We start from the raw sequence: 14,366 nt of genomic DNA on the forward strand, positions 1-14,366 counted from the left end.
TTTGAATGGATTGAACGGGTTGACCGGTTTGAGCGGTTTGAACGACGGGCCGCGCGGCCCGCTAGAAAAAGCTCTTGCCTTCGCCGCGATAGGTGGGCGCCTCGCCGACCACGCGGCCGCCGCGAATCAGCAGCAGCGTGTTGAAGCGCTCGCACAGTTCGCCGGCCTTCGCGTGGCGGAACAGGATCGGATCGCCGATCGCCGGTGCGACGCCGCGCGGCACGCGCACGGGCGTCTGCACTTCGCCCGCGCCTTCGTTGTCGATCAGCGTGCAGCCGGCCGGCAGCCACGGCCGCGGCAGGCGGCTCTTGCCGGCCGGGCCCGATGCGACATAGCCGCCGCCCGAGCAGGTCACGATGCCCGGCTGTGGGATCCGCACGACCGGCAGCGCGAAGCCGGCGGCCGGCTGCGCATGAAACGCCGCGTAGTGATCGAACAGCGCCGGCGCGTAGAGGCCGGAGCCGGCCGCGAGCTCGGTGACCGACGCGTCGCCGAGCGTGCTCTCGATGCTGCCGGTGCCGCCGCCGTTCACGAAGCGCAGCGCGTGGCCGGCCGCCGCGAGCGCCTGCACGGCCGCGTGGCGGCGCGCGTTGATCTCGCGCGCCGAGCGGCGCTTCAGGTGCCGCACCAGCGCGTTGCGCGCGCCGCTGCCCGGCTCCGTGTCGGCCACGCCGGCGATCTGTCCTTCGTAGCCCATCAGTCCGTCGAGCCGCACGTGCTGTCGCTCGCCGATGCGGTTCGCGAGCGCGAGTGCGCCGGCCGCGTCGCGCACCGGCGAGCGGTACATGCCGAAGTACAGGCCCGGATACGCGGACGACATGTCGAGATCGATCGCGAGCGGGATCGTCACGCGTTCGTCGTGAGCGATGCGATCGATCGCGTCGACCTGCGCGGTGTCGTCGACCATCAGCGTGATCGAGCGGCCGCGCCTGAGCTGGGTGGCCACCGCGCGCAGGTCGTCGGGCTCGACGGTCGGATACGCGACGACGATGTCGTCGAAGCCGCCGTCGGCGAGCCACGCGGCTTCCGCGGCCGAGTAGCACAGCAGCCCCTGCATGAACGGGCCGGCGGCGAGCACCGCGCCGATCAGTTCGCGCGAGCGCACCGACTTCGTCGCGAGCCGGATCGGCAGGCCGCGTGCGCGGCGCTTCAGGTCGGCAAGGTTCGCGTCGAGGCAGTCGAGGTCGACGAATGCGGCGGGTAGCCGGCGGCCCGCGAGCGCGGCGCGATAGGTCGGATAGTCGTGGACGGCGGCGGGTGCGCGATGCGGAAGGTCTGCACGGCTCATGGAACGGGCTCGGCTGGGTGGGGTGGGCGTCGCGCCGACCGTTCGGCGCGTGTCGGAAACCAGCATAGGGCCGGCCAAAATGACGACCAAGCGCTCAGCGGGTCGTTCGACGGGTCTTATCCGGCCATCCGTATCGGTCACGCCGATGTGTGACAACGGCGCGCCGTGCGGCTGGATCGCCGCTTGCTTGGTGTCGCGGCGCACACGGTACGTGTCGGCCCGAACCGCCGCCGGACGGGCGTGATGCGCGACATCGCGCGCCTGGCCGAACGATCAGGAAATGCGTTTCAAACGTCTGGCGGGACGTGGCCGCCGCGAGCAGGTTTAGTGCCTGCGTTCTAGTGCCGCTTTTGACTGCCTGCCGGATTCGACCTAGAACCTACTCGCGGATGCACCGGCGAAGAACGGCATGACGTGACGAGGAGGCGACGTGAAGAAGAACTGGCGGCACACGGGCGCGATCGCGGCGATCGGCGTGGTCGTCGTTGCAGTCTGGCGATATGAAGCGGCGACGCCGGCGCAAGCCGCGTCGTCCGACGCAACGACCACGACGGCGAGCGCGCAGCGTGGCGCAGCCGATACGTTCGGCACCGGCGCCGCGACGCCCGGCCCCGAGGAGCGGCGGCTCGACGTCGACGCGCTGCGCCGCAGCCTCGCGGGGCGCCCCGACGCGGATGCCGAAGTGAAGCGCATCGTCGCGTTCGCGCGCTTTCGCGACGAGGTTGCCGCGTATGGGGATCGCCGCAACAGCATGCCGCACGCCGAGCGCGCCGCGCTCGCGCACCGGATTCTCGACGAACTCCCCGACCATGTCGCGCGCAACGAGATCGTACCCGTGCAGGCCGAGGCACTGAGCGCGGCGCTGCTCACCGATACCGAAGCCGATCCCGCGACGCGCGGCGCGGCGATCCGGTCGATGCGCGCGCAATGGGACACCTATGCGCAGCAGACGGTCGGCCCGTCGCCGGCGCAGGACCCGCGCTATCTCTCGTACGAACAGCAGAGCCGCGACGTCGTCCGGCAGGTTCAGGCGAGCGTTCCCGATCCCGACCAGCAACAAGCCGCAATCGCGCAGCGCCTGCAGGCATTGCGGGTCCAGCTGTTCGACGGTGCTTCATCGTCCGGCGTGCACTGAGCGCCGAATCCGCGACGCCGAGGCGAAGCCCCGACGGCCGCGTCATGTCCATCGACAAGGAGGGGAGATGTCCACAGCACGAAGCCTGCTGCGCGCGGCCGTTGCCATGCTGCTCGGTTGCGCGGCACTGAACGGTCACGCCGCCGATACGACGATGCCGGATCCGGCGATTCCGTATTATTCGTGGTACGAAGTGACGTTGCCGGAGAGCACCGGTGCATCGTGCGGCAACGGCACGCCGATGCGCTTCTACGTCAATCGCGCGCAGTCGGACAACCTGCTGTACATGATGGAGCCGGGCGGCGCGTGCTGGGACTACGGCACCTGCACGCAGACGTCGACCGGCGCCGAGGCCGGCCTCGGCGGCTTCAACCCGGACGGCATTCCGCACAACTACATGAACGGCACCGCGAATCAGAGCCTGTTGTCGTCGTTCCTGTCGCCGCTGCTTACGCGGATGGATCTCGCGCATATTCTCGTCGGCGAACCGAAGGTCGAGACCCAGCAGTGGACACAGGTTTTCGTGCCCTATTGCACCGGAGATATCCACATGGGCAGCGCGGTGCGCAACTACACGTCGCCGAGCGGCGACTGGCGATTGCAGCACTACAGCGGGCTGAAGAACATCCAGGCCGTCGCGCAGTGGCTGACGTCGCACGGCTTCGGCAAGCCGAACCGGCTGCTCGTGTACGGGATGAGCGCGGGCGGCTACGGCACGCTCGCGAACTACGCGACGCTGCGCAACACGCTGCAGCCGCAGGCGCATAGTTCGCTGCTCGACGACGCCGGTACGGTCTTCAACACGCCGTTCGACGCGGACGCGGCCACGCATCCGTCGGTCGGCCTGTACGATCGCGTGCGCACCGAGTGGGGGATGACGGGCCCCGACGGGATGATCACCGTGAACAGCCGGCTGACCAACCATTTCGATCCGGGCAACATGGGGAGCGCGTATGCGGCGCTGTCGGCGACATTTCCGCACGACCGCTTCGGCTTCTCGAGCTACCAGCGCGACAAGATCATCGCCGCGTATCACTATCGCGCGTTCGTGCCGGCCGTGATCGCGGCGCCCGACGACGCGACGAAGGATTCACTGTCGCTCGCGATGTTCGGGCGGGAGCTGGACGGGTTGAAGCAGACGCTGAACCCGTTGCCGAACTTCGGCTACTTCATGCCGTGGGCGCGCAACGACTTCATCGCCAACCACCAGGTGACGGCGGTCAGCTTCACCGGGTCGGGGATCCACGAGCACGGCATCGACGCGGATATCGGCACCTTCGTCGACAACCTGCTGAACCAGCAGGACCCGGCCGATACGCCGGTGATGAAGGCGTTCCGCACGCAGCAGGGGTCGGATTTCACGTTCTCGACGTTTCTGGCGTGGATCGACAGCATCTTCAACCTGACCGGCGAAGCGGGGCCGATCTCGGGGCACCGGGCGTGACGTGAAGCGGCGGTTCGCCCGAGCGGGCGAGCGCGGCGCAGCGCGGCGGCCGGATGTCGTGGCCGCACGCCTGCGTCGATGCGTGGCCGTGCGGAGGAGCGGCGTTACGTTACGGCTTCACCACCGCAACCGCCGGCGCGCCTGAATCCGTGCCGGGCACACCGTTCGACCCGTAGGCCGCTTCGGCGCTCTTGCGCTCGGCCAGCTGCTTGGCGGCCAGGCGTTCCTGCGCGGCGACGATGTCACCCGGATAGTTGTCGCCATCGGCGGCGATCGGCTCGTAGCCGACCGATTCGAGGTCGAACAATTCCTGGCGAACCTGCGCCCGCGTGAGCGTCGAGTGCGACGACTGCGCGTACGACACGGCCGGTGCGGCGAGGAGGGCGGTGGCGGTAGCGGCGACGGTGGCGATGGTGACGATGATGGATTTCACGGTTTCCTCAGACGGTTTCGTTGCGGTTCGGCGCGATGGCGGCTGGCTGAACCGACGAGACAAGTTTAGGAACCCGGATCGGCCGGATAAATGCCGATTCCTGTCCAACTGTGTTCCTGAATCCGTGACAGTGGGGGAAATACGGCGTCCTTGGTGCCCGGTTCCGGGTGGGTTGATTCGCGTGGAATGCCGATCGATGCGGGGCACGCCGCCGTTGCGTCAGACCGGCTACGCACGCGATGCTCGGCGGGCAGGCGCATGCCTGCCCGGCACGGCTAGTCGTCGAAACGCGGAAAGGCCCGCTGGCGCTTCATGTCCTTCAGCCATTCCTTGACGTTCGCCGGATCGTCGAATTCGCGCAGCGTCAGGTTCAGGTCGTGGATGCTGCGCTGCGTGCCGGCGATGTCGCGCGTGAGCATGCGCATGATGGTATCGGGCGCGACCTTGACCGACGGCGCGATCCCGTAAGTCCGCCGGAAACCGGTCTCGACGTCCTGGATCTCCTGGTCCAGCTCGCGAAGCTGATCTTCGAGGATGCCGTTGTAGCGCGCGAGCCGATCCTCGCCGAGGCCGTTGATCGCGTGCCGGTCGATCTGTTCGATCTCCAGTTGCAGCTCCAGCAGTTGCAGGAGCTTGCCGTTCGCGTAAGCGTGGTTGACCCGCTGCATCAGCACGGTCTTGCGTTCCTGTTCCTGGGGATCGGTTTCGCGATCGGGGTGCAGCGCGCTCGCCAGCTTCCGGTAGACCTCGCGGATCGACCGGCTCGCTTCGGCCTGCTCGGCTTCGCGCTTCGCCAGCGCGGCCGATTGGCGGGGCGCTTTCTTGCGCTTGGCGCGCTGTGCCTCGCGTGCCGCGTGCTGGGCCATGTCCCGCTCGAACTGCGCGTCCAGTTCGGCCTGCATGCGCGCCATGAGTTCTTCGGGCGACAGCGCGTCGAGATCGTCTTCCTTCGTCACGCCGGGCGTCGATTCCGGCTTCGGCTCCGGTTCCGGCTCGGCTGCTGCGTTGCTGGCGTGATCGGCGGCGCCGTGCCGGGCATGGATGGCCTTCAGCTGCGCGTCGTCGCTGAAGTCGAGCAAGTCGCGCGCCATGCTGGCGATCATCCCGGACAGGGTGTGCTGTTCCGCCTTGCTCAATCCTTTCTGCAGATACGCGTCGTCGAGCTGATTGAGCAACCGGATCCGCAGCGCGGTGGACGCCTGTTCGAGCGGCAACAGCTCATCGACGAATTTCTTCTGGAAGGCCGGCATCGCGGCTTCCCACGCGCCGAGCCGCTCGCGCCGCTTCTCGATCTGCTGGACGAGCGTATTGAATGCTTTCTGGGCGTTCGACAGGCTGGCTGCCTCGTGGTCGGGCGCGATGGCGACCGCTGTTCCGCGACGTGCGGTCATGATGAATCTCCTTCGGCTGCGGCAGGACGCGCAGCAGCGCGGTATTTTAACCGGCCCGCCGTGTCTCCCTTGCCCGATCTGGCGCGGCTACTCGAGGAACAACTGCCCCTGCCCGGAGATCACGCGCTCGAAGTCGTCGCGCAGGAACGGCAGGATCGCGTCGGCCACCGGCTGCAACTGGCGGCTCAGGTAGAACGCATAGTCGATCGGCGAGCGCATCGTTTCGAGCGGCTCGGGGCCGGCCGTCGTCATCACGTAGCTGATCCAGCCGCCGCGCTGATACTGCAGCGGCCGCCCCTGTTCCTGGTTGAACGCGTCGGCGATCCGCGCCGCGCGCACGTGCGGCGGCACGTTGCGCTCGTACTCGCGCAGCGGCCGGCGCACGCGCTTGCGGTAGACGAGCTGGTCGTCGAATTCGCCGGCCAGCGTGCGCCGCACGGTGTCGCGGATGAAATCCTGGTACGGCTCGCGGCTGAACACGCGCCGGTACAACTCGCGCTGGAACTGCTGCGCGAGCGGCGTCCAGTCGGTGCGCACCGTTTCGAGCCCTTTGAAGACGAGGTCCTCGCCGCCGTCGGCCGCTGCCGCGAGCCCCGCATAGCGCTTCTTGCTGCCTTCTTCCGCGCCGCGCACGGTCGGCATCAGGAAGCGGCGATAGTGCCGCTCGTATTGCAGCTCCAGCGCGCTCTCGAGCCCGAAGTGGTCGCGCAGGTGCGCCTGCCACCAGCGGTTCACGTGCTCGACGAGTGCGCGGCCCTTGGTGCCGGCTTCGTCGTCGTCGTGCGCGCGGCCCAGCCACACGAACGTCGAATCGGTGTCTCCATAGATCACTTCGTAACCCTGCGCTTCGATCAGCTCGCGCGTGCGGTGCATGATCTCGTGCCCGCGCATCGTGATCGACGACGCGAGGCGCGGGTCGAAGAAGCGGCAGCCCGTCGAGCCGAGCACGCCGTAGAACGAATTCATGATGATCTTCAGCGCCTGCGACAGCGGCGCGTTGCGCTGCCGCTTCGCGTCGTCGCGGCCTTCCCATACGCGGCGCACGATATCGGGCAGGCAGTGCGCGGTACGCGAGAAACGTGCGCCGAGAAAGCCGGGCACCGATGCGTCGTCGCCGGGATGCGCGAGCCCTTCGATCAGCCCGACCGGATCGATCAGGAACGTGCGGATGATCGACGGATAGAGGCTTTTGTAGTCGAACACGAGCACCGAGTCGTACAGCCCGGGGCGCGAATCCATCACGAAGCCGCCGGGGCTGTTCTGCCCCGTCACGTCGCCGAGGTTCGGCGCGACATAGCCGAGCCGGTGCATGCGCGGTAGGTACAGATGCGTGAAGGCCGCGACCGACCCGCCGGTGCGATCGGCCGCGAGGCCCGTCACGCTCGCGCGTTCGAGCGCGAAGGACAGCAGGTCGGCCTTGTCGAAGATGCGCGTGACGAGTTCGCAGTCCTTCAGGTTGTAGCGCGCCAGCGCCGGCTTGTCGTGATCGAAGCGGCGCTGGATCTCGTCCATCCGCTGGTACGGGTTGTCGATCGACTTGCCTTCGCCGAGCAGCGCCTGCGACACGTATTCGAGGCTGAACGACGGGAACGTCCACGTCGCGGATTTCAGCATGTCGATGCCGTCGAGGATCAGCCGGCCGGCCGCGCCCGCGAAGAAGTGATCGGGCTGCTGGCCGTGCGCGCGCCAGTCGAGTACGCTGCCGCCGCGGCCGAGTTTCAGCGGGATCCCGTATTGCTCCGAATGGGCATGCAGGATGCGCAGGTCGAACTGCACGAGGTTCCAGCCGATCACCGCATCGGGGTCGTGTTCGTCGAACCATTCGTTGAGCCGCGCGAGCATCGCGGGCCGGTTGTCGCAGTAGTCGAGGCGGAAGTCGATGGCGTTTGCTGCGTCACCGTCGCCGCCGTTCGGCGGGCCGAGCATGTAGACCTGGCGTTGCCCGCAGCCTTCGAGCGCGATCGAGTACAGCTCGCCGTGCACGCTGGTTTCGATGTCGAGCGAAACGCAGCGCAGCGCCGGGCGATAGCCGGTCGCGGCTTTCAGCTCGGTGCCGGCAAGCGTGCCGTCGGGGCCGGGTTGCCCGCGAAACTGCACGCACGCCGTGATGAAGCGCTCCATCGCGTAGCGGTCGGGCGGCTGCACGTCGGCTTCGTAGACGTCGACGCCCTCTGCCGCGAGGCGCTTCTGCAGCCCGGACAGATGGCGATAGCGCTTGCAATAGAGGCCGACGACCGGGCGCTGCCGGAAGTCGCGCAGCGCGAGCGGGCGCAACTCGGCCTCGCGCTCGCCGGCCAGCGCGCGTTCGGCGAGCGCCTGCTGTTCGGCCGGAATGAACGCGACGGCTTCCTGCGGGCGCAACCGTACGCGGCGCGGACCGTGTTCGGTTGCCAGCCAGAACTCGATCTCGATGCCGGATGCGGTGTCCCGCCAGTGGCGGGTGAGGATGAAACCCTGCTCGAACGCCGTCAAAACGCTTGCTCGTGGTGGATGCCCAGGCGGCGGATTTTAGCGCTTGGGCGGGGGAACCGCAGGCGCCGGCCGCGAGAGCGTCACGACGTCACCGCATCACGACGGCCGCATCAGTACCCGCATGCCCGGCGCGATGGACCGCGTCACGTCGCCGAACCCGACGAGGTCGACGCGCGCGGACGCTTGCCGGTCGGCCGGGGACAACCGGCTGCGGGGCTGGACGACGATCTCGCGCATCTTGTCCGGGATGCCGTCGAAGACATCCTTGGTCGTCTTTTCCCAGTTCTTCGCCATCTGCAGCCACGAATGCAGGTACCGGATCCGCGCGACCCCTTTCAGCAAATTGCCGATCTCCGGATGGTTCGGGTCGTAAGACGATCGGAAGAACTGCCCGAGTTCGGTCGCGATCCTGTCGAACCGCAGCGATTCGGCCACGCAGAACACGACAAGCGATTGCGCGAGGAAGCGGTCGTCGGGCCTGAGCATGCGCTTGTCGCCGCCCTGTATGCGCAGCAGGCCGCGAATCGCGCTGTCGAGCGAGAAGCCGCGCTCCGCATCCTCGCCGCTGGTGGCGGTTGCTTCGAACGGCATCCTGTCGAGGTTGTGCGAGTAATTCTCGAACGGATGGCCGCCAATCAGCTCGACGTACAGGTCGCGCGTGCGCATGTTCAAGACGAGCGGCGGGCTGACGGTGCTGGGGAGCACGCTGACCGTGAAGGAGGGCGGCAACGCGTTCGAGCAGATCCGGTAGAACGTGTTGTCGTAGCGGATCAGGTTGGTGTCTTCCGTGACTGCGTTGCGAATGGCGGCGATCTGGGTATCCCAGGTACGCCCGACGCGCAGGATGAAATTCATGGCGATGTCTCCTGATGGCGGACCGAAAGCCCGCACGGCCGGATCGGAAATTGGTGGCGGGTACGTGTGGCGTCCCGTCGTCTCTCTCGGTTGCTCTTCTTGAGGTGCTGCCTGTGCTCACACCGATGGGGAAAGTTGTTCGGTCACCTTTTCTGCGAGGAGCCGGCAACGGACGTGAGGCGAACGATCATAACAGGGCGTATGGGGCGGGGATCGCAGTTGGCGGGCGTCGTGTGGGTAGGAACGTCAAGCGGAAAGATGCGGCGTCGCATTGCGCGGAAGTCGTCGCCAGGCGTCACTGGGCTGCCGGGATACGGTGCGAATGGGTTGTGCGGAGCAGCAGGGTGAAATTACTAAAGCCATTCATGTGGATGAATTAATAATTACAGTTTTCAATTATTTGAATTCCACCCGATTGACGTCACAGAATCGTCATTCGTAGAATCGTCAGTCAAGAACAACATAATTCTGAGAGAGGCGCTATGGATGCGCACGGCGTGATCGGGGCGATTACGGGAGGGCTGGCCCAGCAGGAGCGGCTTCTCAAACTTGATACTCCGCTTGGCAGCAATGTTCTGATCCCCCATCGGGTATATGGGCAGTCCCGTATCGGTCGAGATTACCTGTTCATGATCGACTGCGTGTCGACGTCGAACGATGTCCAGCTCAAGACACTGATTTCGCAGCCGATCACGCTGTGGATCCAGCAGACCGACAAGACCTATTTTCCGCACCACGGCTACGTTCATACCGCGAGAAAACTCGGCGTAGACGGTGGCCTCGCGTGCTACCAGCTCAGTTTCTCGTCGTGGCTGCATTTTCTGAAGTTCCGCCGCGACCAGCGTCACTGGCAAGACAAAAGCGTCGACGCGATCATTACCGATGTATTCAACGATCATCCGCAGGCACGCGGGATGTATCGCTTTGAACTGTCGCAACCGCTGCCTTCGCGCTCGTACTGCCGTCAGGACGAAACCGACTGGAATTTCATTCACCGGCTGCTCGAATCCGAGGGCCTGTACGGCATCTGGAAACAGGCGCAGGACGGCAAATCCCATACGCTGGTGATTACCGATCGTCTTCAGACGCTCGAGCCGCTTGCGCCGGCAACGGTCGAATTTTCCCGCGCGGGCGTTCATGGCGAAGTGGACGCGTTGACGCAGTGGGCCGGAACGCGGACGCTGCAGTCTGTCCTGCTGTCGACGCGAACGTTCGACTACAAGAATCCGGCCACGCCAGCCAATCCGAAAGCGACGTCGGTTCCAACAATGGCCAATCAGGGCGATCTCCCTTCGCAGGCCGAAGTGTATGAATATACGGGCGGCTATACGTACCCCGAGCAGGAGCGTGGCGACCATCTCAGCAAGATCCGCATGGAGGAATGGGAGTCGCAGGCCAAGCGCTACGACGGTGTCGGCGGGGTGCGCCGCATCGATGCGGGGCGGCGCTTCACGCTGACCGGGCATCCCGAGCATGATCAGGACGCGGCGGACCATCGGGAATTCGCGGTGATCGAGGTCGAGTGGATCATCGTCAACAACGTGCCTCTTTCGGGGCACGAAGCAAATTACCCGCATAGCCTCTATCAGGCAGTGAAGCAGGCCGAAGCGGACGACACGGACAAGTTGTTCGCTGTGTCGCATGCCGATGGCTCGACGGGTTTCTATCGCGTTGCCATCGAAGCGCAGCGCACGTCGGTTCCGTATCACAGCCCCCTCGAACACAAAAAGCCCGAAGCGAAACTCGAATCGGCCATCGTTGCCGGTCCGAAGGGGGCGCAGGCGTATACCGACGACCTGAACCGGATCAAGGTGCTGTTCATCTGGGACCGGCACAACCAAGGCGACGAGCGTGCTTCATGCTGGGTGCGTGTCGCGCAATCCGATACCGGCGACGGGTACGGCGGCGTTCACATGCCGCGCGCGGGAGAGGAATTGCTGATTGGTCATATCGGGAACGACATCGATCGTCCGATTGCGCTACACCGGGTGTACAACGGGAGCGCGAAGCCACGATGGCATTCGAATGCCCTGCTGTCGGGTTACCGGTCTCAGGAGTTCTCGGGGAGCGGTTACAACCAGATGGTGATGGACGATTCGACGGGCCAGAGCCGCGTGCACCTGTACAGCAGCAGTACGAACGCAGCGTTGCACCTGGGCTACCTGATCGACCAGACCGACAACACGCGTGGCAGTTACCTGGGCAAAGGCTTCGATCTGAGTTCGGACGCCTACGGTGCGCTGCGGGCAGGGCGAGGGCTGTTCGTCACGACGCACCCGGTCGCCAGTCAGCCGCTCGATACGACGTTGGCGACGCGTCAATTGAACGGCTCGGCGAATATCCTCGATGGCCTGTCGCAGGCAAGCGAAACGTCGAAGGCGGAAAGCCTGAAGGAGGGCCACGACACCTTCAAGGCCTTTGCGGATGCGGCGCAGCACAACGAGTCGGGTGCGACGGTCGGTGGTGGTGTGACGGCCGGTGGAGGGACGGGCGACGCCGGCGCGTTCAAGCAGCCGGTGATCCTGGTTGCCGCGCCTGCGGGTATCGGTCTGTCGACGCAGAAGTCGACGCACGTTGCAGCCGATCAGCACGTCAATATCGTCAGCGGGCAAAGCACGCACATTGCGACCGGCAAGTCGCTCGTCGCCAGCATTACGGAGAAACTGAGCCTGTTCGTGCAGAACGCCGGGATGAAGCTGTTCGCGGCGAAGGGGAAGATCGAGGTTCAGACCCACGCTGACAATGTCGAAGTGACGGCGCAGAAGTCGCTGTTGCTGGCGTCTGTGACCGAGAAGGTCCAGGCATCGGCACAGCAGGAAATCCTGCTGACGTCGGGCGGTGCGTACATCAGGCTCAAAGGCGGCGACATCGAGATTCATGCGCCGGGCAAGATCGACGTCAAGGGGGCGCAGCATGCGTTCAGCGGCCCGACGAGCATGGATGTGACCAATCCGGCGTTCAAGGATCTGCCGACGCGACGGCTGATGCTGAATACGATGGCGTCGCCGTCCGCGACCAGTGTCGTTCCGGTGGGCATGCCGTACAAGCTTTACGCAGACGGGGCGCTGGTCAAGCAGGGCGTGTTCGACAAGACGGGGCAGTTGCCGATCGATCACCAGGTCACCACGCAGAAGTACACGCTGGAGATGGCGAATGGCGTGAAGCACGAGATTCCGGTGCCGGGGGAGTATCGGGATGCGGTGAATGGGAAACTCGCCAATCAGGGGTTTCAGTTCCTCGAGAGTTCGCCTGACGACGAAGTCGCTCCTGATCGGGCCGTCCACCGACAACAGTACAACGATCTGCTCAACCCTTCTTCGGACGCATAGCTCATGGCAATGCAGAACAATACCTTCACTACGCCGCTGGCTCTGAATCACACGTCGAACGCGACGGCGACGCTGCCATGGTTTCTGCAATTTACCGAATACGCGGCGAAGCAAGCGACATTCAGGCCCTTGGTAAACGGTAAAGAAGCATTTGAGACGCTCTATGATGTGCTCATGAAAGCACAGCACACCATCGACATCATTTGCTGGGGGTTTCAGCCGTCCATGTATTTCAAGCGCGACGGTAGCTCACTTCGGATCGGAGAGTTGCTTGAGCAGAAGGGGCAGAAAGGCGTCAAGATCCGATTGCTGTGTTGGCGGGACCCGTTGTACCTCACCGAATTGGGTGAGAACAACATGCCGGGCTACGACGTGGTGACCGGGCTGAAGCAACATATATCTGACGACACCTATCGTCGGAGCACGATGTTGTCCCGTGACTATCAAACTGATGAAGAAAGAAAATTCGACGCGGAATGGTATTGGCGGGCTGACTTGAATAACGTAACAAGCGTTTCACTGGTGTCGCCCGTGACGCCCCTGAAGCCCATGGCGAAACTGGCCTACGAAAAAGCGCGTGCACTGTACTACAAAGACCACGCGCTAAAGAATGTCGACTTCGCCACTCGGGGTTTCAGTCCCGCCAATCGGGCGGAGATTGCATGGCGTACTTTCTGGCATGGGAAAGACAAGGACCGTGACCTCGAAACCAAGGCGATGAACAGCGTTGGCATGGGTGCCGGAATTCCGACACACCACCAAAAGATGGTGCTTGTTGACTATGAGGACCCGGAGAACGCCGTCGGCTTTGTGATGGGGCATAACATGCTCGATCAGTACTGGGATACGGATGATCACAGTTACAAGCCAAAGACGCCTTCGACCGGGCGAAATGGTCCAAGTCCGTGGCAAGACATCTCCAGCTATGTGACTGGTCCGGTATTGCAGTATCTGAATGCGAACTTCTGCCAGGCATGGGACGATGCCACCGGCCAGGGCCTTGGCAAGGCACGGGAGGGTCTTAAGGATCGCCTCAAGGTTCGATACGCTCCGGGCGGTGATACGCCGATGATGGCCCAGATCGCGCGCACGCAGTCCCAGAAGGGGCGACGCGACATCGAGAAGCTTTATCTGCAAGCGGTGAACAACGCAACGCAGCACATCTTTATCCAGAATCAATATTTTCGATGGCCGCCGCTTGCGGATGCAATCAAGGCGGTCGCTGCCAAGCACGTCCATTGGGGGCGCAACGTCACCAAGGATGGCCCACTGTATCTGTTTGCCATCACGAATTCGGGTGAAGAGGCAGTCGGAACCGGGACCGTCAATACTTACCGCATGCTGAACGCGTTGGGGAAGGCGCAGAGCATTCCGGGTGTCGCGGCGTTGGAGCAAGAGGACGCTCGCCAGTCCGATTTGAAGAATCAGATGGCGTCGGTTGTGGATCAGCAGTCGCAGGCAAACCAGGCGTTGCTTGGGGCGTTCGAAGTGCAAGGCATCGTCGACTCGCCGGACTCGGCAAAGCGGGTTGCCGATGCAAAGGCGAGAGTCGAACAATTGAAACAGCAACGGGAATCGATTGCATCGCAAATGAAGAGTGCGCCGCAACCTGTTCTCAACCAGGAATACGAGGGCCTCAAGGTTCATGTCTGTACGCTCGTGGCTCCGGATTCCCCGCCGGGCAACTGGGTGCCCGTCTATGTTCATGCAAAATTGATGACGATCGACGACGTGTTTACGACTCTTGGTTCGGCGAACATCAACACACGTAGCATGGAAGCGGATAGCGAACTCAATATCTGTCACGAGAATGGTGACGTGACCAAGAGACTACGCAAGCAGTTGTGGAGCCTGCACACAAACAAGGAGGGAATGCAGGATGCTCCGGCTGAGGCTTTTACCACATGGACTGATATTCTTAAGAAGAATGCGGATCGCCAGAATGGTGGCGTTAAATCTCCATACGCTTCAATCGTTCGTTTCATGCGCATGTCAAACGAACGCTCCTACAAAGATTGA

9 protein-coding genes are annotated in these 14,366 nt (G+C 64.1%); 4 read left to right on the forward strand and 5 right to left on the reverse strand.

Annotated elements, in window-relative coordinates; genetic code table 11:
- Positions 1–61 precede the first annotated feature (61 nt).
- The gene (locus LGM89_RS34945) at positions 62–1,288 is read right to left on the reverse strand and encodes an amino acid deaminase/aldolase (RefSeq protein ID WP_226275517.1); all 1,227 of its coding nucleotides are present in this window, start codon (positions 1,286–1,288) and stop codon (positions 62–64) included.
- A 430-nt stretch (positions 1,289–1,718) separates the two neighbouring features.
- On the opposite strand from LGM89_RS34945, the gene plcR reads away from it, so the two are divergent.
- Positions 1,719–2,423 (forward strand): phospholipase C accessory protein PlcR, encoded by a 705-nt coding sequence (plcR, locus tag LGM89_RS34950; RefSeq protein WP_226275518.1) that lies wholly within the window; start codon positions 1,719–1,721, stop codon positions 2,421–2,423.
- Between the two features lie 67 nt (positions 2,424–2,490).
- Positions 2,491–3,867, forward strand: a complete 1,377-nt coding sequence (locus LGM89_RS34955) for a pectinacetylesterase family protein (RefSeq protein WP_226275519.1) — start codon at positions 2,491–2,493, stop codon at positions 3,865–3,867.
- A 109-nt stretch (positions 3,868–3,976) separates the two neighbouring features.
- Here the strand turns inward: LGM89_RS34955 and LGM89_RS34960 are convergent, their stop codons facing one another.
- The 4 genes from LGM89_RS34960 to LGM89_RS34975 all read right to left on the reverse strand — a co-directional run bounded on the left by LGM89_RS34960 (position 3,977) and on the right by LGM89_RS34975 (position 9,018).
- Positions 3,977–4,300 carry a DUF4148 domain-containing protein gene (locus tag LGM89_RS34960; RefSeq protein ID WP_226275520.1) on the reverse strand — a complete coding sequence of 108 codons (324 nt, stop codon included), beginning with the start codon at positions 4,298–4,300 and terminating at the stop codon, positions 3,977–3,979.
- Positions 4,301–4,575: 275 nt separating this feature from the next.
- Complete coding sequence (locus tag LGM89_RS34965) at positions 4,576–5,691, reverse strand: J domain-containing protein (protein WP_226275521.1); 1,116 nt, start codon at positions 5,689–5,691, stop codon at positions 4,576–4,578.
- Between the two features lie 87 nt (positions 5,692–5,778).
- On the reverse strand, positions 5,779–8,163 hold the full coding sequence (locus LGM89_RS34970; RefSeq protein WP_226275522.1) for a DNA polymerase II: 2,385 nt from the start codon (positions 8,161–8,163) through the stop codon (positions 5,779–5,781).
- A gap of 96 nt (positions 8,164–8,259) precedes the next feature.
- Positions 8,260–9,018, reverse strand: a complete 759-nt coding sequence (locus tag LGM89_RS34975; protein ID WP_226275524.1) for a hypothetical protein — start codon at positions 9,016–9,018, stop codon at positions 8,260–8,262.
- A 482-nt stretch (positions 9,019–9,500) separates the two neighbouring features.
- Between LGM89_RS34975 and LGM89_RS34980 the strand changes: the two genes are divergently transcribed.
- Positions 9,501–12,347 carry a type VI secretion system Vgr family protein gene (locus tag LGM89_RS34980; protein WP_226275526.1) on the forward strand — a complete coding sequence of 949 codons (2,847 nt, stop codon included), beginning with the start codon at positions 9,501–9,503 and terminating at the stop codon, positions 12,345–12,347.
- Between the two features lie 3 nt (positions 12,348–12,350).
- Complete coding sequence (locus LGM89_RS34985) at positions 12,351–14,366, forward strand: phospholipase D-like domain-containing protein (protein ID WP_089497984.1); 2,016 nt, start codon at positions 12,351–12,353, stop codon at positions 14,364–14,366.

Source organism: Burkholderia sp. AU31624, assembly GCF_020420065.1.
Taxonomy (GTDB): Bacteria; Pseudomonadota; Gammaproteobacteria; order Burkholderiales; family Burkholderiaceae; genus Burkholderia.